The following is a 19,924-nucleotide window of genomic DNA, read 5'->3' as shown; positions in this document are numbered from 1 at the left end:
TGGAACATGAAGTGAAGACGGTCGCTATCAGCGGCTTTCTTTTCACCCCTCAATGGCAAATTTGCCAGCGAAATAATAAGCGCCAGCATTGGCGATAACCTGTATGGAGATACAACACAATGAAACTGGATGACTATCCAAAAACGTATAACAACGTGGTGAAGAATTCGGCAACTGCCAACTTTGACCGTAAGTGCCATGTATTCGCGACACTAGCACAGGCTGTGGAACCAGGTTCCGTAGTGACCTCTGCCGGGGCGCTGTACACCTCCGGGACTGATGCAATCCTGTGCCTTTCTTACGCAGATGCAGGTTCTGACGTCCCTGTAATCGTGGCTGATCGCCTGGTTTACGTATACCCAGAAGCAATCCGCGCCGTAATGGGCACAGCGACAAATGCCGCACTAGCAGCATTGACCGCTAACGGAAACATTCGCCTGACCTCTGATGATGTTGTCATCGCAGAATAACTGACAAGAAAAGGATTTCAAAAATGGCTATTAAATCATTTGATTACGTTAACTACAGTAAAGTTTTCCGCGATCAGGTTCCACAGAGCAATTTACTGCTGACTCACCTTAATGTATTTGCAGACCGTCAGATCGCAGATTCCCACAAAGTTAGTATGGATCGTATCCAAGAGGCATCTATTGGTGTGGACGCTCCGTTGATGCGTTTCAGTTCGGAGTGGGGGACTATCGAAAAGCCGACAGCAGGATCATATCTCTACGAGTTGCCTTGGGCGGGTGTGACTGACCGTGTGACTTCGGCAGATCTCAAAGGTTACCGTCGTCCCGGTTCCACAATGGAGCAGTCTCTTGATGAGATTGAGGCCAACAAGTTTCTTCAGATGCGTGCTAAATTCGAACGCTCTCGCGAATATGCTTACTGGCAGGCGCTGATCTTCAATAAAGTTAATGCTTGGGGAACTCAGCAAAATGAGATTGATTGGTCTGGTAATGACTCCAACTTACTGATAGTGTTTTATGTTCAGATAATGCCCGATGACTTTATCATGCAGCTCCACCGATTTTGAGAACGACAGTGACTTCCGTCCCAGCCTTGCCAGATGTTGTCTCAGATTCAGGTTATGTCGCTCAATGCGCTGAGTGTAACGCTTGCTGATAACGTGCAGCTTTCCCTTCAGGCGTGATTCATACAGCGGCCAGCCATCCGTCATCCATACCACGACCTCAAAGGCCGACAGCAGGCTCAGAAGACGCTCCAGTGTGGCCAGAGTGCGTTCACCGAAGACGTGCGCCACAACCGTCCTCCGTATCCTGTCATACGCGTAAAACAGCCAGCGCTGACGTGATTTAGCACCGACGTAGCCCCACTGTTCGTCCATTTCAGCGCAGACAATCACATCACTGCCCGGTTGTATGCGCGAGGTTACCGACTGCGGCCTGAGTTTTTTAAGTGACGTAAAACCGTGTTGAGGCCAACGCCCATAATGCGTGCACTGGCGCGACATCCGACGCCATTCATGGCCATATCAATGATTTTCTGGTGCGTACCGGGCTGAGAGGCGGTGTAAGTGAACTGTAGTTGCCATGTTTTACGGCAGTGAGAGCAGAGATAGCGCTGATGTCCGGCAGTGCTTTTACCGTTACGCACGACGCCTTCGGTAGCTGAACAAGTGGGACATCTGATGGAAATGGAAGCCACGCAAGCACCTTAAAATCACCATCATACACTAAATCAGTAAGTTGGCAGCATTACCAGGTAACGGGGCATGGTTTCCGTCACACCATGAGCACAATCTTACATGAGGAAGGATTTAATGCTGCGTGGATTGAGACCCAACTTGCGCACGTGGACAAGAACGCGATTCGTGGGACGTATAACCATGCGTTGTATCTGGAAGGGAGGAAAGAGATGATGCAGTGGTATGGGGATTACGTGGATAGTTGCGAGAGTAACAATTAAGTTAGCGTATAAATACCGCCCCAAAAAAGACTAAAAGAAATGCTGTAGCTATATGTTGCAGCGTTTTTTCACGTAACGCAGGATTTTTGATCATGTTTAGGCATAACAAGGCCTGAAAATTGTCAATGCGCAATTTAATGAATTGTCTGCTTAGCACAAAGCGGACGATCGTGAACAAGAGGCACAAATTTTCCCCAAATGGAACCATCGGAGCCGCAAAGCGGTGACGCTCACCCTGTAAGGACGCTACGTTCAAAACAAGCTTAAAATTCCCCATATCCAAACTGATCCGTATTAATGGGCACTGATCGCTCTCGGCCATCAACAGCTCTGGCTCCGCCCTCCTGAAGATTATGGTGTAAATACTTGGCTGATTGTCACCTGGGACGGTCTGACGGTGGCTGAACGTATTCTGGTCTCAGGCTCCTGGTGGCTGACCGCGAATGCCAGCGTCATCTACACCAATCCTGAAGGGATTGTTCCAGGCGATCTGGAAGAACTCACTTGGCTCTCGGTGCAGCGGCGAATGAAGAACAGAATCTGAACCGGCCGGGAAATAAATGGCAGGACGGGATTTATTAACAGATCATCGGTACAGAAAAAGCTATTTAAAAAAAAACGTCAGAACCGGAGATATTAGCAAGCGACAGCGACTGACAGAATAACGCATGTTTGAATTACATGCCTGATCACGGTACAGCTTAAACCGAAGGTTACCGGCGTGCTTCGGACATTCTGATTGGTCATATTGATGCGTCGGGACGGGACCAGGATTTTCTGGTTTAACCGTTTTTTTTCTCGTCAGGCATCACATCGAGCTCCTTATCAAATAAATTATTGGACTGTCTCTGGTACTAGGTGAATAGATCTTTACGTATGATGAACTCCTCAAGGGACATAATCAGTATGTTAGAAAATCACTAAAGGTGAATGGTCCGCTTTATCGAGATGCTTACACTTGATGCCCTCTGCTTTTTATCTATGAGCGCCACATCTATCTTTATCCGGCTTTATTGTGTAAGACGTTTCCTGTTATGTTTCTATTCATTTGGCTCAACTATTTATTCCAAATAAATCATCTTAATTAAAAGCCTGCAATGAAATAAATTACAAGCCTTATCCACCCCAAGTTTATTACAAGCATTACTCCTGTGAGCATATACAGTTTTTATTTGCAAGCCTAATCTTTTGGCAATGTTTTTCACGCTGGTTCCTTTTATTGATAAATTTAAAACACATACCTCCCGAGGGGAAAGGACCACCTTTTTAAAATATCCGCAATTTTTTTCATTTATTAAAAATGTAAATTTTTTAATATTCATTGATGTGAAATCTTTACTTAAAATTTCTATAGGGTTTATAATAAAATTAGCAGGCGACTCACAAGAATGCATGCAAATTATATTTAATGATAAGTTATTCACTACCATACCTTCCAATAAACAAACAACATCAATACTATCATCGAAAAAAATAGTATCACCTGCACTAAAATTTAGATGTTTTGGATTATTGCGTTTAATTGTGCGAATTTTTTTGCTTTTATAGGGCTTCAGTAAAGAATCCAAACCAACAAAAAGATAATGATTATTAGTGGCTATGTAAAACATTTTTCAGGCTATCCTGTTACGTGTTTATTAAAATGATTAGTTTGTAAATTATTTTGTAAGGAATCTTTCTAAGGGAAGAAAGATTCACGACTGGGTTTTCTCCATGCGTAATTACTCTGAAAATCATCAATCATTTGCATATATGTCTAAAGGTTGTTTTTTTAATTTCCGTCTGAACCCGAAGTTAGTGTGATAAAGAGATACGTACGCCTTTGAGGCCAGTTACTTTGTACAATTCATTTTATTTTTGCTGTAATAAATACTGATTAACTGAAGCAAATCCAGCCTGTGTCAAAAAACGTGATACACGCGCTGGAATGATTTTATCCCGTTCTAGCCAGATAATCCGATATTTTGTGTTTTCCCCGTTTTCCCAATCTGGAGCATTTGATATACCGAGGGGAATTTTCACTCTCAACAAACAGTCTAGTAATATTCCGTACACCTCTTTATCGGGCAACAAATATAAATCCCACACATCTGTCAGTTGCTGTACTTTCTTTAAATTTAAATTAAAAGAATTCAGTTCACCTTTCAGTTGAACAGGAACCCCTAACTGAATCGACAAATACCTGACGGCAGTAAAGTGTTGAATGCCATCAATATTGTTCCAGTACAGGCGACCTGGCATCCAGGAATATTGGCTGAAAAACATTTTATATAGTCGTAATCTATGATGGTCAAGGTTTTTCCTGAGTTGGTCGACACTAATCGGTGTAGCTAATTCCCGGCTAAATTCCAACGCGAAATCATCTAGTGTGGCAATATTTATATCAGAGTTATTAGACGAACTTAGCCCCCCGACACTGGAAATGTCGCACCGATAATTTTTTATTACGGTATTACTGACCAGACCATCCAGCTGAGGTATATGGCGATGGAGCAAATCGTAATCACCATTATGACCAGGATGCAGATAGCATATATGATTTTCTTCGTAATTGAGCCATGTTTGCCATTTAATGACCGAACGTAGCCATATTGTATTCTGTATATGTGGCCTTTTAGCTTTCAAAACGCCATAATGGACTCGCCGACTTAATGTAGCCGGATAGCCAAGGGAGTCCCAAAAACCATCATGTATGGAGTGAATGATTTTTTTCCATATAGGTCGGTTAGGTATGATATCCATTTTATCCATTCAGTTTATTCTTTTTTTAGGCTAACTACTGATTTTCTATCTGGCAACTCAATCTTTGGAGGGTTGTGCGATTTATCAAAATCAATGCCAACTCAGCGAGTTAATTAATAAATACAGTGTCATTTTAGGTTTTTCTCGTTTAAGCAATAGTTGACTAACTTTTGTGTATTTAAATTTATGCAGAGCATTTTAATAACCATCTAAAATATTTGTAGTTTCGATGGTAATTAACCTTTAAAATGCACTGGTAGATATTTTTAGTTGTTCGGATACATAATTTCACATAGCTAGACAGTGATGTATATATTTATTTCCTGCACAACCAGAACCTCAAGGTGAATCCGCCTTTCCTGTTCTCATATTTATTGCACCGTAACATATATCACGCCATAGGCTTCGTAAGCACCGGGTTTTGCCCCAGGGAGTACGGTCAACCGCACCGATGCCAAGGGATCTACTGATACATACCGCTTGACAGATAATTTAGTGGTATTCGAAACAGAAGAACGTCCCACAGTCATCAGTCCGGTAACCCCTGGGCTGAAGGTTAGTATTTCTTTACCTTCTAGTGACTGTATTGTGACAGATAAATCTGCATCTCCATCGCATACCAGGGTAGTTGGGATAGCAATAGCAGGTGACTGTGTCCCCGGTTGAAAGTCCCCTAAATCAACATTTGATGCCGTAATCCAGCACTGAACAGGTTCTGCTTGCACTTGCTCAGCCCAGTAGGTGGTCCCGACCTTAGTAGGATTAGTATCTCCGATGCTTATCCAGATGCCGACATAAACCCCGTCTCTTCTTCCGTTGCAGTAATTTTCGGAATACGGTCTCTGCATCGGCGACATGGGACTCGTTAATATATGCAACGAGCTTAAGATAGCAGCAGGGCCATTTTTCGGGTACAAATACTTTACTGTACCTCGCCATAGGGTTCTTATTATATTTGCACTCATATTCCCGGCACTGCAGGTAAAGACATCAAGAGTCGTACGCGTTAGTCCAATATCGTTTGGTGGTGACACATTCATCGGTTCAGCCAATGTTGGTATATCACTTGTACTCAACCATGCCGGAAGTTCAGCACTCGCACCACAAGCTATTCCCCACGTTAGAACTGCTCCCCAGCCTCTGAATATATACTTAGTCATCCACTTCATTTCTGTGCCCCTTCTTCGTAAAAATCTGATTTTACTCATCCATGACATATCTTGGCCAAAATACCTGCAAGGACAGCCAATGTTTTCTTATGCATCAATAATGCTCGAGAACCACTTCCTGATATTTTCGATAGTTTGTTCTTTCCACCTTGTTAACATTTACTCGTTCATCAAAGTTAATGTCTATTCTATCGATATCACTGATGGTATACGGCTGCGATACTATATGAATGCAGAGAAAGGTCGCGTCTCCATTATCATCCATGGCCTATGCCATCTTCTTAGTCCCTGCCAGGCCGCAGGACAGCAGCTGGAACTTTATCGTTCTACTTATGTTATGCTCATATTACTGGTAATCTATTTTCAATGTGGCAACCGCAAAGAATTCTCCCGTCGAGAGAGTTACCCCACTATGTTTCACTGGGACAGCCCAAAGTTCGGGTTTGTCGGGGTACGTGAAATTCATCCAGGTATTGACAGATAATGGAGTCGCGTCGTTGAGTATTTTAATGCCCAGCGCCGGATTATCGGTTCCGAGCAATGTACCGTCAAAGCTCGTACTGGAACCCTGCATCTGCAACTTCATTGCGCGGGAAGAAGTATTTTTGCAGTCCAGCGTATAATTCACCGGCACACGGTAGTGATTTCCATCAACACGAGTGGCCATCATTTCTCCAAACGAAACGATAATATCCTCGTTGTTGTTGATGATGCAGGGAGGACTCACGATATTGACCTTCACCAGAAAAGCGGAGTTAGGAACTCCAGTTGCCTGAGTCGACAATCCACTCAATATGTTACACAACGCAAAAACAACCAAACGTCGTATCGTTATCACTCGCATTAACCCAACCTCACTCATAACTCAGATTAAAATCCACTACCGCCATATAACTGCCTGAGTTAAGATTGGCTAATGTCCGTTCCGGTATAACGGCATAACTCAGGGTGTTTTGTTCTGGCCTCAGGAAAAGCGGTTTCCCTTTGCTTCCCAGACGAACATCTTCTCCCTGCGCATCTACAAGCCGTAGACCCAATCCAGAGACTCCCTCCACCTTCACCAGTTGTGGGTTATCGACATCACGCATTGCTCGGAAACTCACCGTTACTGCTGGTTGATCTTCTGACCAGGTGAGAGCGCCTGTACGTTTATCGCGACCAATGACCGGACTGCGCAGACAATCTTCCAGATGCAATTCAATCCAGACAGGTTCTCCACGGGAGCCTATCTTCTGCAAGCGACCTGTTCCAATCTCGCCCAGCAGGACATCCTGATGCGCGCTTGCCATCTCGAGTCGACAGGCGCTTTCTGTCAACGCCCCATGTACAAATAGTGTACCGCTGGAGCCTTCAACATCCCCTTTTCCCTGTCCCAGGGCATATACTGGTGACAGTAAAAACACCATTGCTCCCAGTATCATCGGGATCATCAGCACTCCCCTAACAAATATGCAGTAATACTTCAGTTCAACCCCTCCGCATATCTTCCGTTGGCTTATGCCAACCTTGTAGGTCATGACCATATATTGCCCCTCTTCCCATAAATGACACCTGTTCTGCTAACTTTCACTTTGTCATGCTTTCGTCACTGCCTTCACCGCACATAAGTTGCCAGTACAACTGAAATTCAGTTGTGGTCGACCACCATAATCATTAACGTAGGTCAGCACAGGACTATTACCCATCTCCGCCACGCTCACCCGTAGAGGTAAGCTGCTCTTTGGCGGCACCATCACAGGCTCGAAGTTTTTGATACCCAAACCGTCTTTTTTAGTGGCAGCATCTACCAAAGTTATGTAATACGCTGTCGGATTGATGACTACATACTTGTCGTTTTCCTTACGCAAGGTCAGTTGCTCCTGCGGTGGCGGTGCGTTTTTGACCATCGCAATAGCTGCTGGGCGGTAGAACAGCTTGATGCGCGTTTGCAACGCAATTTGTAGCGTATTCGGCTTGTTACTCTTTGGCGGGATTTCTCGCAGGTTGAAGTAATAGACTGTCTCACGGTCCTGCGGCAGGTTTTTTGTCGCTGGCATTCCCTGGATTTTTACCTGGCTCGGCTTACCCGGTTCGATGCGTTGCACCGGAGGAAGTACTGTTAGCGGACTCTGGATTTTATTGCCCTGCTCATCTTCAATCCAGCCCTGTGCTAAATACGGTAACTGTTTGTTCTGGTTGCTGATGTTCAAGCTCACCGACTTCTGGCTGCCGTCAAAAATCACTCGAGTGCGGTCCAGCGCAATGGCCGCTTGCGTATTCTGGACTATCATCCCTCCGAAAAGGGCGATGGTAAACAATGCCCTCGAGAAGGTGCTGCTGTGAGAAGTAATTATCGTGTTCCGTAAATTGTTCTGCATTATTTCTTCCCCATAACGGAGGCCTGTGAATATTGTTAGTTAAGATCTTAAGCAGCTCTCGCCACTTCGCGACGCATGGTTGTTATCACGCAGCCGGCTTAATATCGTCGGCGCCAGGTATGCCCCCATCAAGCGGCTTACACAGTAGTCGCAATGTATTCATCAACATATCTGGTTGCAGAAGTGCAGGCATCCTCACTTCACACTGTGCTGAGCCTCCCCAATGCACCACCATGGTTTCTCCGGCATTAATACCGCTTAAATAAACGTTTCCACTTTCATTGACGATACCCGTCTCCTGCTTTCGCTTATTTATAACAGTCGCACCGAACGGTGGTTCACTGCCATCAGCCAGCTTTATAGCTGCCATCGCTTTAGCGCCAGAAATTACATCAAATTTTCTGTAACCAATCGCCCCTTCAGTCAGCGTAGCCTGTACCACCGACACAGTGGCTTCAATGTTGTCACCCAACTGGTTCAAATCAATGCTTGCCTTGTTTCGGTAATAGCTGTTAACGTCACTAATTACCGCCTTGCCCCAGGCATTGGTACGGCTGGTACTGCCATAGCCACGGACCGGTACGTCCGGAACACCTTCAGTATCAATTAGCATCCTCGTCCCCCCCATCATTCCAGAGCGGTGCATTGCACCGCCTTCGGAAGTGAGAGTGAGTCCGCCCTGCATTGTTAAACCGATGGCACTGTAACGACCATCCTGGTAGCTGGCATTGGCACTCATGCGTGCCATGTCACCTTCATGGCTGTAATAACCGCTCACGCTCACTCCTCTGCTGGAGTTCCCTGCACTCAATTGATAGTTGTTGTGTTCGTCAACACGGTCGTAATATCCAACCCGATGGGTATTGTCGTTATGGCTGACCATCGCGTTGTAGCTAACCGTCGAACTATCACTCCACGGAATTGACATGGATACGTAAGCCCCATTATCTTCGGTTCCATTGTACTGATTGCGATAAGCCGATAACGATATACTCACACCACGGAACCGTCCTAAATCAAAATAATGTGATAAGGTAATGTTATAGCGGTCTGTAGTTGGCCGGTCCCAATAGGTTTCTCGGCTAAAGTTGATATAGCTACTGAGTTCCAATTTGCGAAAATGTTTGTTTAAGTTGACGGTGTACATCTCTTTGCCATTGCCATTGCTGCGTGTACCATAAGATCGTGCGTCCAGATACTCACTCATGGTCATGAAGTCTTGTTCTGAAAAGCGGTAACCTGCAAAAGTTACCTGGCTATCGTACTCGTCGAAGTTTTTCGAATAACTCAGTCGATAAGAATCCCCATTGAGCGTAAGATCTTCCCAGGGCAGACGAACACGCGAATGTGTTGCGTCAAATGACAGCGCTCCCAGGAACATAAGATCACGTCCGATGCCCAGTGATAGAGCGTTATAATCCCCGCCCCTCAGAATTCCACCATACAAAGACCAACCGTTACTGATCCCCCAGGATAATTCGCCGGTACCGAACATCGGATCGCGTAAATGATGTTGCCAATCTGATGGTTTTCCCATAGTTAATTTGAATCGCACCGAGCCTGGCCGCGTCAGGTATGGGATATTCGCAGTATTGACTACAAACTCCTGCACACCACCGTCCTGCTCTTCCACCCGGACGTTCAGTTCACCGCTCACAGCTTCGTTAATATCCTGAATGCGGAACGGCCCCGAGGCCACTGAGGTCTCGTAAAGCACTCTCCCCTGCTGACTGATAATAACCTTTGCATTAGTCTTCGCTATTCCCGTAACTTCCGGAGCATAACCACGCAAGTTAGGTGGCAGCATATTGTCATCTGAAATCAAACTCACACCGGTAAAGCGAAAACTGTCAAACATTCCCGAGTCAAGGTAGTTTTCTCCCAGTGTCAACTTTGAGTGCAAACCCGGTATTGCCCGGTAAGCGTAGTAACGACTCAAGTCGAACTGTTTTTGTGTCGACTGTTCCGAACCGTTGCTATGATCTAAATTGGCCTGCCAGTCGGCTCGAAAACGCCAACTACCTAGATTTCCTCCCGCTGTTCCATTACCACTGAGAGCTTGGGTATTGCTGCCCTCACTCTGCTGGTGTTGACTGCTGGCGTTGAGATTGTAATCCAGCAACAAGCCCGCAACGCCTTCATCCCACCGTGACGGAGGGTCCCAGTTCTCGTCGGTGTATTCCAAATATGCCTGCGGTATACTCAGGTAAAGAGAGGTCGTTGGAAGATCGCCTCGTATTTCCATTCCCTTCACACTTCTCTTGTCCAGGCATCCCCCCTTATGCCACCAAGCAAGGTCTTTCAGTACCCCGGGTTTCAGTCCAAGTTGTTCAACCAGTTTGGGATTTATGCAGGCGCGACTGCCATTTGGGTCATCATCCGGCTCATAAAAGGGAATTTCTTGCTCCGGTAGAGTATTCTTATTGATATGAACAACCATGTCGTAGGTTCCAGGCATGATGTAACCACTTCGCGAAAATTGGCTCAAATCAATGTTCTTTCGGTCGCGAACATCCAATACATCTGTGTTAAATTGAATATTATCTGTTGCATAAGCCTTCATAACTAAAGGACTTAATGAAACAAAAATAAATAATCCTAACGAATGTACATTCGCAATTTTTCCAAGAGAACAAAACACCATGCCATTACCTTTCCAGTATAAATAGAACTATAGCACGAGGCAAAATAAGCCTGTCAGGAAATTAACTAGAAATAATCAAGTCTAAATTTAATGTGAGACCAGAAAATTCCAGATTTTAATGTCTGCCTATCAGTAATCAATCTGATGGCATAATCCAATTGATTATATTCTGGACTGGAATCTATTAATGGCATAGACTTCCCTGGCTCTATTACACGCCCATGAGTATCGATAATTTGGAGTGCCACGCCAGTGGCATCACCTTTAATACCAAATGATTTTCCATCACGCTCACCATCAAAAGTAACATTGAATTTTTTTAAGCTATCAGTTTTATTATATCCAGACATACAGTTAGTTTATTTAATTGAGAAAAACCAGCTGCGGCTTGTTCCATGATGAACAAGTTCAGACAAGGATAACATACCCATGTCAATGGTTTGCTTTTGATTTCCAAAACTAATAGTGCATGCAGTGTCAATAATGGCTCCTTGCATGTTTACCCGTCCCAATATAAAAGAGTTTTCTTTTGCCAGGACAACCCCAAAAAAGGAGATAAACAGGTAAGAAACCATTACTAAAGTAGCGTTGAACAGCCCCATAAATACACTCCATATTTTGTATATCCTTCTAAAAATGCATGCGATTTATCGCATGCATTTACATGCACATAGAAGATTAATATTTACACAAAATATATTTTAGTTATAGGCCAGTGTGAAATCAGTTACTGCCTGAAATTCTCCCTCAGTAACAACGTTAGTTGAGTCACCATCGCCTTGTAAGTAAGCAGCAAAACTTAACGTGTTATTACCGTCCTGTAATACCTGCTCTTTAGTTGGTACCCCCAGCTTGATGATTTGACCATCTGCCTGAGTAATGGCAACACTGGCACCTTTAGCAGTTCCGGTAATCCCCAGAAGACCATTCTTAGCTGCAGACTCCATACCCGTAAAGGTAACCTGAACCTTATTTTTAGTTGCAGGTGAGCCGAAAGAACAGTTTTCCAGGCCAATGGAGAAATTACGAGGAGTAGATTTCCCTCCACTGAGTAAAGCTTCCTTTGAGATCTGCCCTAAATCCACAGTTTGATCAATAGATTGTGGAGTAATAGAACAAGGAGCATCAATAATAGAGCCTGTAAAGGTAACTTTACCATGACCCTGGTCTGCTGCCTGTGCGCCAGAGACAGTACTAAATGCCAAAACTAATGCCATCACAATTTTATTCAGTTTCATTTTCACTTTTTCCTTAATAAAGGTCTGTCCCACATATTGGTGAAGCTGCCATTATTTCGATGCCAAACATACAGCGAGAGGATGGTGAAAATGCATCTTCCTGCTTGCAATGTTATGACTTCCGGCAACTGCACAACATGGTAACCCAAAAAAAACAAAATAGCTTAATAATCTATTTAATTGGCCAAAATTAGATAAAATCACCAAAAAAAAACACAATAAAAAACATTTTATTAGATTAAAAAACTTAATGTTCGTAAATGATTAAATAAATACTCTCACTAATTTTCGACTAAATTCACGTCAGAAAAAAAACTGCTAAAAACCAGTTGACGGGTAGTTTCTTATCCAATAAATTTTACAACCCTTAACCTAAGATGAACCTTATTTTTTTGGTTTGGATTCAGCTCCTGCTCCAAAAAAGAGAGAGTATCCTTATGAAATACATAATAAATTTTACTATCACTTTCGATCCGGACAGTAGATTATTAAAACTTAGAAATAAGGACCAACTTACGATTGAGTTATCCAAGCCAGCCACTCGTTTGTTAATCGAACTCATAAAAAACAATAAAAATGAGATGCCACGAGAGACGCTCATCAAGCACGTCTGGGAGGATTACGGATTCTCTCCCTCTAGTGCAACCTTAAGCAACCATATTAGTGAATTAAGAAAAGCTTTCGAAGCACTTGGGATAAATAAAGATATTTTGATCACGGTGCCGAGGGTTGGTTTTAAAATGGAGGCTGAAATTCATCCTGAAACTAAAAACAAAGAGCTAGATACATCAACTGACGGCTTTGGAAGAAATGATATTACGGAAGACTCAGTAGTCCAGAAAAAAATGATAAAAAAGCCTGCGGGATCATACGGCAAAAAGGAACTGCATCGTGTGTTGAAACCAATTCTGGCGCTCATTTTTATCTTGCTTTTAATAATTACTATAATAACTATATTAGCCCGCGAGAGAAATGAAGAACCAAAACCATTAGGCACAATGAATAAATGCAAGATTTATGCGTTGGGAGATGACTATCCGGACCCGGAATTGTTTTCTCATGCGCGAATAATGCTCTCTGATATAGAGATAGATTGCACTAAGGAAAATCGTGACATCTTCTTTATGGAGTCACTTTCTGCCAATGGATTACGAAAGACTTCTTTTATGGTAGTTTGTACAAAAAATTCCGAGATGAACTATAAAGCCTGTCAAAATTATAAACGGATTGATTAAAATATATGCGCCGAGTAATTTTTTTTGTGTTCATACTTATCGTCATTTCTGTCTGTCTGTTCTTATTTTCAATAGATAATAACGCCTGGGATCCATTTCGCTGCAGTACCCATTTGAGTGCTGACGTTGCAAAAAAAAATGGCGACAGGATTGAATTCAACATAAATATAAATGTTGTTGCATTTCATAAAGAAAACAGTGAAGTTATAGTGAAAGGTACCCTGCAAGATAAAGATAAAAGTTACAGCATATACAGGAGGATTTTTATTCCTCAAAAACCATCACCTCTAAAAGATTATAGTGCAACAGTGATAACATGTGAAAAGCGACATCCAAAAGATAACGTTCCTGACATACTTTGGCAAAATTACGTATTGCCAGAAGTGCCCGGAATTATGTTCTATATGGAAATAACACATTTAAGGAAAAACGCTTTGTTTTTTAATGGATTAGATAAACCAATTTTTATTTGTACTATGCCCGAATGATAACTCATCATCAATAATGCTAGACCGAGGAAGTATCCGTTTAGTCATTCAGGAGCTGCATGCTGTCGATCTGAATGCGCAGATTTAGCCCTTGCGGTGTGTTTTCTTGTGGTTAAGATACCAGCCAGACTTACCGCCGCAGTATTATTTTGAAGAAATTCCTGAACTAAATGTGCAAGAAAGAAGGGGGTTGCTCAAGAGATATGCTACGTATAAGGGCTTAGATTTATCTTCAGAAGATTTACGTTTTTTCTCTGATCTTTTATCTGGATATCCTGAGCAAGTTTTATTTGCGGTTGATATCATTTCAGATTTAGGTCTTTATGCTGTAAGAAAAGATTCTCACTTAATAAGGGAATATGCTGATGATAAAGCAAAAGTTATAGTTGAAAGCTTTTCTAATGATCAGAAAAAACTCGAATTTCTTTACTTCCTTTCTAAGTTTGAATTTATAAGCTATGAATTTTTATTTTCATTGGTAAGTGAAGATGAGTTTTACCCAATCACGCAAGGCTTTATAAGTATGTCTGTTTGCGATCAATTAGGTGTTAATAATGACTATATTAGAGTAAATCAAGTAATACAGGACTATATTTCAAGAAGTAAGTTTGGCACTACAAGCGAATAAGATACTATCCTAAGTGAACATATCAAGAAATTCATAGATAAATATACCGATGATAATAGAGATATATCAGACTATATTTTCTCGATCCAAGAAGCAATCAAGGCTGGAAAGGACGTTGATAATAGAGTATTAGTTCCGTCATATTTTGTAAAGACAATAAGATCTTTATACGAAAAAGGCGGCTCTGCGAATTATAAAGAAGCTGTACGATTGGCTGATCAGATACTTTCGAATTCCCAATACATGCATTCGAGTGTTATCAATCATATATTATTCATGAAGTGTCAATCACTCGCTAGACTACATGATAGAGAGTTTTTTAATGCGGTTAGGGATGTCTCCGAGCCTGAATATTCGTTCTTACATGGTTTTTATTACAGGATCACGCGACAGCGTCCAAAAGCAATTGAGAGTTATATGCGAGTATTACGCCAAAGGCCAAGTGATTATCGTTCAAAAGGTGAATTGGTTTTGTTGTATTTACAAAATGACGAGCATGAGCTTGCTTTAGGATTAGCAAAAGAAGTTTATGAAAGACAGAAAAATAATCCGATCAATGCTAATAATTACTTGAATTGCCTGTTTTACAAAGATGATGCTAATATTGAGCCCGGTTTGGTAGAGGAAATTCTTGAACGGTTGCATTCGAATCAGGCTCAACGTGCTCAAGAGATGTATTGCTCAGCTAAGGCGAAAGCTCTTGCACAATTTGAGAATAAAGTTGAAGAGGCTTTTTAACTCATAGAGAAAGGAATTGTGGATTTCCCGGATATTAAATATCCCGTTCTGACACTCTGTGACTTAGCAATTCAGTATAGAAGAATTGATAAGCTTGAATATGCTCTAGATATTCTTGAAAGAACAGACTCACCAAAATCTCAAACATATGGAAGTTTTATACGATTTAAAGCTATATGGTTAACTTTGACTTCTAGATTTGATGATGCTGTCCGTATTTGCAAAAATGAGTTAACAGAACTTACATATGCAGAAGTGGAGCAGTTTATTGAAAAGCTAAAGCAGTACCAAGTAAAGGTTTGACATTATGTTAGGTAAGGAGGCTCACTGACGTGAGCCTTTTTGCCAAGTATGAGGGCAACAACCATTTAATACGTCACACACTTTATTTATAAATCTAATTGAAAATAACTTTGGGGATACTTTTGGGGATATCTATAAAGCATATAACATGTATTTTTATTTAATTCAATATGTTAGGTGTTACGTATTGTTCCTATTATCGCACCACCTCAATCAAAACGTTACAGAAAACACTTCTTTAAAAGCCTCTCTGGGTTTACACCAGGGTTGCTTTCCCCGGAGACCGATGCACTTAAATTCCATGCTCTTATCGCTGAGCCAAGGCATCAAAACTACCATCACGGTCAGTGATAAAAGCTCCCGCGGGCTCAGAAGTATCTCGATTATCCATGGCTCATAGCACCGTAACGTAAGCGGCAATGAGCAATGCCATCTTAATAATATTTTATATCCAGCCCTCCCTCTTCAAACCGTTAATCCAGTAATTTCATCTCCAGCGCCCTGCTCATCGCTTGAGTGCGACTATTCACTTTAAGCTTCGCGTAGATGTTTTTGATATGCCATTTGACCGTCTCGGCAGAAATAGCGAGGGAGCGAGCGATTTCTTTGTTCATCTGACCTTCAGCAATTAGCTGTAATATCTGAAACTCACGCTCGCTGAGCTCGCCAGGAATATCGGGGCTTCCACTATTAAACGGTGTTCCGTCTGCAGGCGCGCGCTTGTCGGCCCAGGGTTCATGCACTCCCCCTTTCTCTTTGCAAGCCGAAGAGGTTTCATTCATACCGGCAAGCAAAGGTTGCAAGGTATCGCCAGCGTCAAGAAAGAGGCCCGTGAGATGCTGTTGTTCAGCCAGCTGCACGACTGGCTGAAATGTCGTGCGCGCAGCGGCAGTTTTGCCACTGTTCCACAAGGCCAATGACCAGAGCGTACGCAGACGCGCTGCGGTTAACCTGTCCCCCCGGCTTTCCTGATCGGAGACCATCTCAGCCAGTAAAACGCAGGCTTGCGGTGCCTGGCCTCTGGCGAGAAGAAGCCGGCTGCGGCTAAGGGATGCAGACATAACGATGGCGCGTTGGCAGGGATGTTCGGCATCCATTCTGAAGCTGGCGGCCATTTGTTCAAGCTGTCGCTGCAGTTGCTCTGCGCCGGTGAAATTGCCGCGCTGCAGTCGCACCCTCACCTGCTCGGCTAACAACATGGCCTGGAGCCGTTGCCAGCCGCGAGACACCGCAAGACGCTGCGCATGCTCCAGCAATCGCTCGGCCTCATAGGGCATATCGTTATCTAAGGCCTGACGCGCGAGATAGGTATAGCAACGACTCAGCGCGTCGGGTGGACTGAATCGGTCGATGAATTCGAGCCGGTCGGCTAACAGATGCTCGGGCGAGTCACCCCTCTGACATTCATAGGCTATCTCCGCCAGCAGCGGCGCCAGCGTCGCGCCACTGGTCGACTGGGTACCGGTATAACATTCAGCCTGGCGCAACGTTTTCTCTGCATACCACCCGGCTTTTCCCAGATCGCCCTGACAAAGATGGCACTGGGCAATAATAAACGCGCGATAAACCGAAACAAACAGATTATCTAAAGGACTTTCCGGAGAGGGCATATGCTGTTGAACCTCCAGCGCGTCGTGATAGCGCTGGTTAACAACATGGCAATAGCTGAGAATATTGCATATCAGACCATCAACCCAGGTGTCGCCGCAGGGCACTTCGGCCAGCAACGGCTGAACTATAGCCAGACTCTCCGGGATGTTTTCCGCAAAGGCTTCGCAAATTGCCCGCACAACGCGCAATTTACACCAGGTGCTGCGGGTTAAATCCTCACGATGATGAAGTACCATCTGATCGAGGTTATCAAGCAGCTGCCTCGACTCATCAAAGTGGAAATAATGCGCCAGTGCCCAGGCCAGGTTAATTTGCAGGTCAATGCGCGACGGATCGGTGCTGGGCGGTAAATGATGCATCCATGAGATCAGAGTATCGATATCCCCTTCTTCCGCCAGTGACTGAGCGCTTGCGCCGTCCTGCACGGGGCTATGCACCGGCTTGCCTGCGCTGAGCGCATGGCGTACCGCCTCAGACCACAGCTTCTGTTCGACGAACCAATGACTGGCTAATTCATGCAGCTGTTTGCGGTCAATATCGTTGTTCTGCTGCAGCATGGTCCGAAGATTTTCCTGCAACAGAGGATGGTAGCGAAACCAGTAGCCTTGTTCGTCAAGGGCTGACAAAAAAAGGTTGTGTCGCTCAATCCATGCCAGCATCGCTTTACTATCATCACGTCCAGTCACTGCATTGCATAGTTCGGCATTTAACCGACTGAGGAAGGACGTTTTCACCAGGAAATCGAGAACCTCTTCCGGCAGCGGATCCAGTACCACCTCTTTCAGATAGCGGGCAATGGATCGTGTTCCTCCATGCATATTACGCAACAGATGCTCGGGATCATTCTGTAATTCTGCCGACAATGAAGCGATCTTCATGCCCGCGATCCAGCCCTCTGTCACGGACTGTAGCCGCTGTGCATGATGGTTGCTGAGGGGTAGCGCAACCGTGCGGCTAAAATAGTGTTTTGTTTCTTCGAGCGTGAATTGCAGGTCTCGATCATAGATCTCCACCAGTTGGTCCTGGGCCTGCAGCTGGCTCAGCGCAAGATTCGGGTGGAAACGGCTGCCAATGATCAGATGCAAGGCGGCAGGCGCATGCTTGATTAAATACCCCAGCGCTTCATAGACCCCACGATCGTTAATCACGTGGAAGTCGTCGATAATCAGGTACACGTCATGCGGGCAGTAGTGTAGCTGGTTAATGAGCCCGGCCAGCAGTTGCTCGGAGCTGGAGAGCTTCTGCTCTTCCATGTCACGCCAGAAATCGGCGTCCCAGTCAGCATAGAGTGGACGCAATGCTTGCAGCAGATAAGGAATAAACTGCCATACGTCATCATCATCCTCATCGAGGCTCAGCCAAGCGATACGTTCGCCCTGGGCGACCATCTGCTGATGCCATTGCGCCAACAGCGTGGTTTTGCCAAATCCAGCGCCGGCGCAGACGACGCCCAGCCGGCACTGCTGAACGGGACTGAGAAGCTGAAGCAGCCGGGGGCGCTCCAGCAATTGTATTGAGGAGCGAGGCGGGACGAATTTGGTCAGGATTAGCGGCAAGCCTCGCGTCAGCCGCAATGGCCCGGAGACCAGTGAGGGTGATTGGCGACCTTCTAAATCCAATGGCTTCATCCGTGGTGTCTACTCGCTTTGTTTTTTTCAATTGTACGCCAGCCCCCGGGATGACATGGGGCAGCCAAACTTTATTGCTACACAAAATTTAGAAAGTTTGACCTCAAGCATGAAAACCCCCACCTACCCCCCCCATGAAGGTGGCTTCGCACTCCCTTTAACCGCTCGTAGATTCATTGCATGGGTGTGGCCAGGGTTATCCGCCCTGTCTGTTGGCCCCGCCTGGGTGACCTTTATTGAGGAGAATTAAACGATGCTCAGCAAACAGGCGTTATTGCAGGCTTACCGCAAGATGCGGGAGATCAGAACATTTGAAGAGCGGTTGCATCAGGAAAATACCAGCGGTGATATTCCGGGCTTCATTCACCTTTACACCGGTGAGGAGGCCATCGCGGTGGGGGTCTGCGAAAATTTAACGAGCGCAGATTTTATTGGTTCAACACACCGTGGACATGGCCACTGTATTGCTAAAGGTTGCGACATTCACGGCATGATGGCCGAAATATTCGGTAAGGACAGCGGGTTATGTCGCGGTAAGGGCGGGTCGATGCACATTGCCGATCTGTCGAAAGGAATGCTGGGGGCGAACGCTATCGTTGGGGGAGCCCCTCCCCTGGCCATCGGCGCCGCGCTAACGGCAAAGACGCTAAAAACCGGCAACGTCGGTGTCTCTTTTACGGGCGATGGTGGTTCTAATCAGGGCCTGGTCTTTGAGGCCATCAATATGGCCGTCGTGCTCCAGCTTCCAGCCGTCTTTATTTTCGAGAATAACGGTTACGGCGAAGGGACCGGCCATGACTACGCCGTGGGTGGGCGTGATATCGCCCGGCGCGCCGCTGGCTTCGGCCTGCCGGCAGTGACCGTCGATGGCACCGATTTCTTTGCCGTTTATGAGGCAACCTCAGAGGCGGTCAAGCGTGCGCGAGAAGGCGGTGGCCCAAGCGTCATTGAGGCCAAAGCCTTCCGCTGGCATGGTCATTTTGAGGGCGATCCCGCGCTATACCGCGCGGAAGGTGAAGTGCAACGCCTGCGTGAACAACATGATCCGCTGAAGATTTTCACCGCTAAGGTCAAGCAACATATCACCCAGGAAGAACTGGCGGCGATTGACGAGGAAGTAGAAGCCCTGGTCAACGATGCCGTATTGAAGGCCCGCGCCGCTGCCTACCCGGCTCCGGAAGACCTGCTGACAGACGTGTACGTCTCATACTGAG

21 protein-coding genes and 1 pseudogene are annotated in these 19,924 nt (G+C 44.9%); 10 read left to right on the top strand and 12 right to left on the bottom strand.

The genetic code is table 11. The annotated features are described in order from the left end of the window. The first annotated feature begins 119 nt into the window (after window positions 1-119). Together DR88_RS21170 and DR88_RS29645 are read left to right on the top strand one after the other, a co-directional pair. Complete coding sequence (locus DR88_RS21170) at window positions 120-470, top strand: hypothetical protein (RefSeq protein ID WP_025862187.1); 351 nt, start codon at window positions 120-122, stop codon at window positions 468-470. Between the two features lie 23 nt (window positions 471-493). Beyond that, window positions 494-1,036: a major capsid protein gene (locus DR88_RS29645; RefSeq protein WP_072031931.1), complete on the top strand. Its 543-nt coding sequence runs from the start codon at window positions 494-496 to the stop codon at window positions 1,034-1,036. Here DR88_RS29645 and DR88_RS27675 read toward each other — a convergent pair. Next, window positions 971-1,668, bottom strand: a protein-coding gene (locus DR88_RS27675) for an IS1 family transposase (protein WP_227539920.1) whose coding sequence is annotated in 2 segments (ribosomal slippage) — window positions 971-1,419 and window positions 1,419-1,668 — 699 coding nt in all. Because the reading frame shifts where the segments join, the coding sequence is not laid out codon by codon here. The two genes, DR88_RS29645 and DR88_RS27675, sit on opposite strands and share 66 nt — an antisense overlap. A 54-nt stretch (window positions 1,669-1,722) precedes the next feature. On the opposite strand from DR88_RS27675, the pseudogene DR88_RS27670 reads away from it, so the two are divergent. Further along, window positions 1,723-1,929 (top strand): annotated as a pseudogene (locus tag DR88_RS27670) (tyrosine-type recombinase/integrase); the annotation flags it as partial. A 397-nt stretch (window positions 1,930-2,326) separates the two neighbouring features. Further along, window positions 2,327-2,473: a hypothetical protein gene (locus DR88_RS30340; protein WP_153244818.1), complete on the top strand. Its 147-nt coding sequence runs from the start codon at window positions 2,327-2,329 to the stop codon at window positions 2,471-2,473. A 517-nt stretch (window positions 2,474-2,990) separates the two neighbouring features. On the opposite strand, the gene DR88_RS27660 is transcribed toward DR88_RS30340, so the two are convergent. The 10 genes from DR88_RS27660 to DR88_RS21200 all read right to left on the bottom strand — a co-directional run bounded on the left by DR88_RS27660 (window position 2,991) and on the right by DR88_RS21200 (window position 12,079). Continuing rightward, a complete protein-coding gene (locus DR88_RS27660; protein WP_004147227.1) occupies window positions 2,991-3,539 on the bottom strand; it encodes a response regulator transcription factor in 549 nt (182 codons plus the stop codon). 241 nt (window positions 3,540-3,780) lie between these two features. Then, a complete protein-coding gene (locus DR88_RS21175) occupies window positions 3,781-4,680 on the bottom strand; it encodes a DUF6685 family protein (protein WP_004147225.1) in 900 nt (299 codons plus the stop codon). Window positions 4,681-5,042: 362 nt separating this feature from the next. Next, a complete protein-coding gene (locus tag DR88_RS29640) occupies window positions 5,043-5,840 on the bottom strand; it encodes a hypothetical protein (protein ID WP_123677157.1) in 798 nt (265 codons plus the stop codon). A 346-nt stretch (window positions 5,841-6,186) separates the two neighbouring features. Further along, window positions 6,187-6,684: a fimbrial protein gene (locus DR88_RS21180; protein ID WP_023279257.1), complete on the bottom strand. Its 498-nt coding sequence runs from the start codon at window positions 6,682-6,684 to the stop codon at window positions 6,187-6,189. A gap of 10 nt (window positions 6,685-6,694) precedes the next feature. Beyond that, entirely contained in the window at window positions 6,695-7,363 is a 669-nt protein-coding gene (locus DR88_RS21185) for a fimbrial protein (protein ID WP_023279258.1), read from the bottom strand. Window positions 7,364-7,414: 51 nt separating this feature from the next. Beyond that, entirely contained in the window at window positions 7,415-8,197 is a 783-nt protein-coding gene (locus tag DR88_RS21190; RefSeq protein ID WP_004147220.1) for a fimbria/pilus periplasmic chaperone, read from the bottom strand. Between the two features lie 85 nt (window positions 8,198-8,282). Then, window positions 8,283-10,841, bottom strand: coding sequence for an outer membrane usher protein (locus DR88_RS21195; RefSeq protein ID WP_004147219.1), 2,559 nt, complete (start codon window positions 10,839-10,841; stop codon window positions 8,283-8,285). Between the two features lie 65 nt (window positions 10,842-10,906). Further along, a complete protein-coding gene (locus DR88_RS29635; RefSeq protein WP_128972056.1) occupies window positions 10,907-11,191 on the bottom strand; it encodes a fimbrial protein in 285 nt (94 codons plus the stop codon). Window positions 11,192-11,200: 9 nt separating this feature from the next. Next, window positions 11,201-11,443, bottom strand: coding sequence for a hypothetical protein (locus DR88_RS29255; RefSeq protein ID WP_050511139.1), 243 nt, complete (start codon window positions 11,441-11,443; stop codon window positions 11,201-11,203). Window positions 11,444-11,542: 99 nt separating this feature from the next. After that, complete coding sequence (locus DR88_RS21200) at window positions 11,543-12,079, bottom strand: fimbrial protein (protein WP_004213865.1); 537 nt, start codon at window positions 12,077-12,079, stop codon at window positions 11,543-11,545. A gap of 437 nt (window positions 12,080-12,516) precedes the next feature. Between DR88_RS21200 and DR88_RS21205 the strand changes: the two genes are divergently transcribed. The 5 genes from DR88_RS21205 to DR88_RS29625 all read left to right on the top strand — a co-directional run bounded on the left by DR88_RS21205 (window position 12,517) and on the right by DR88_RS29625 (window position 15,471). Then, on the top strand, window positions 12,517-13,314 hold the full coding sequence (locus DR88_RS21205) for a winged helix-turn-helix domain-containing protein (protein WP_023302523.1): 798 nt from the start codon (window positions 12,517-12,519) through the stop codon (window positions 13,312-13,314). Window positions 13,315-13,427: 113 nt separating this feature from the next. After that, window positions 13,428-13,802 (top strand): FidL-like protein, encoded by a 375-nt coding sequence (locus DR88_RS27655; protein ID WP_179208155.1) that lies wholly within the window; start codon window positions 13,428-13,430, stop codon window positions 13,800-13,802. A gap of 106 nt (window positions 13,803-13,908) precedes the next feature. Continuing rightward, window positions 13,909-14,430, top strand: a complete 522-nt coding sequence (locus DR88_RS29630; RefSeq protein WP_004147210.1) for a hypothetical protein — start codon at window positions 13,909-13,911, stop codon at window positions 14,428-14,430. Between the two features lie 417 nt (window positions 14,431-14,847). Next, complete coding sequence (locus DR88_RS0125145; protein WP_128972055.1) at window positions 14,848-15,168, top strand: hypothetical protein; 321 nt, start codon at window positions 14,848-14,850, stop codon at window positions 15,166-15,168. An 18-nt stretch (window positions 15,169-15,186) separates the two neighbouring features. Next, a complete protein-coding gene (locus DR88_RS29625) occupies window positions 15,187-15,471 on the top strand; it encodes a hypothetical protein (protein WP_004147208.1) in 285 nt (94 codons plus the stop codon). Window positions 15,472-15,944: 473 nt separating this feature from the next. Here the strand turns inward: DR88_RS29625 and DR88_RS21210 are convergent, their stop codons facing one another. Continuing rightward, on the bottom strand, window positions 15,945-18,710 hold the full coding sequence (locus DR88_RS21210; RefSeq protein WP_004147206.1) for a winged helix-turn-helix domain-containing protein: 2,766 nt from the start codon (window positions 18,708-18,710) through the stop codon (window positions 15,945-15,947). Window positions 18,711-18,963: 253 nt separating this feature from the next. On the opposite strand from DR88_RS21210, the gene DR88_RS21215 reads away from it, so the two are divergent. Continuing rightward, on the top strand, window positions 18,964-19,923 hold the full coding sequence (locus DR88_RS21215) for a thiamine pyrophosphate-dependent dehydrogenase E1 component subunit alpha (RefSeq protein ID WP_002889884.1): 960 nt from the start codon (window positions 18,964-18,966) through the stop codon (window positions 19,921-19,923). Window position 19,924 lies beyond the last annotated feature (1 nt).

Source organism: Klebsiella pneumoniae, assembly GCF_000742135.1.
In the GTDB taxonomy this organism is placed as follows: Bacteria; Pseudomonadota; Gammaproteobacteria; order Enterobacterales; family Enterobacteriaceae; genus Klebsiella; species Klebsiella pneumoniae.
The sequence above is the reverse complement of the archived record's forward strand: the minus strand, read 5'-3'. Positions and strand labels throughout refer to the sequence as shown.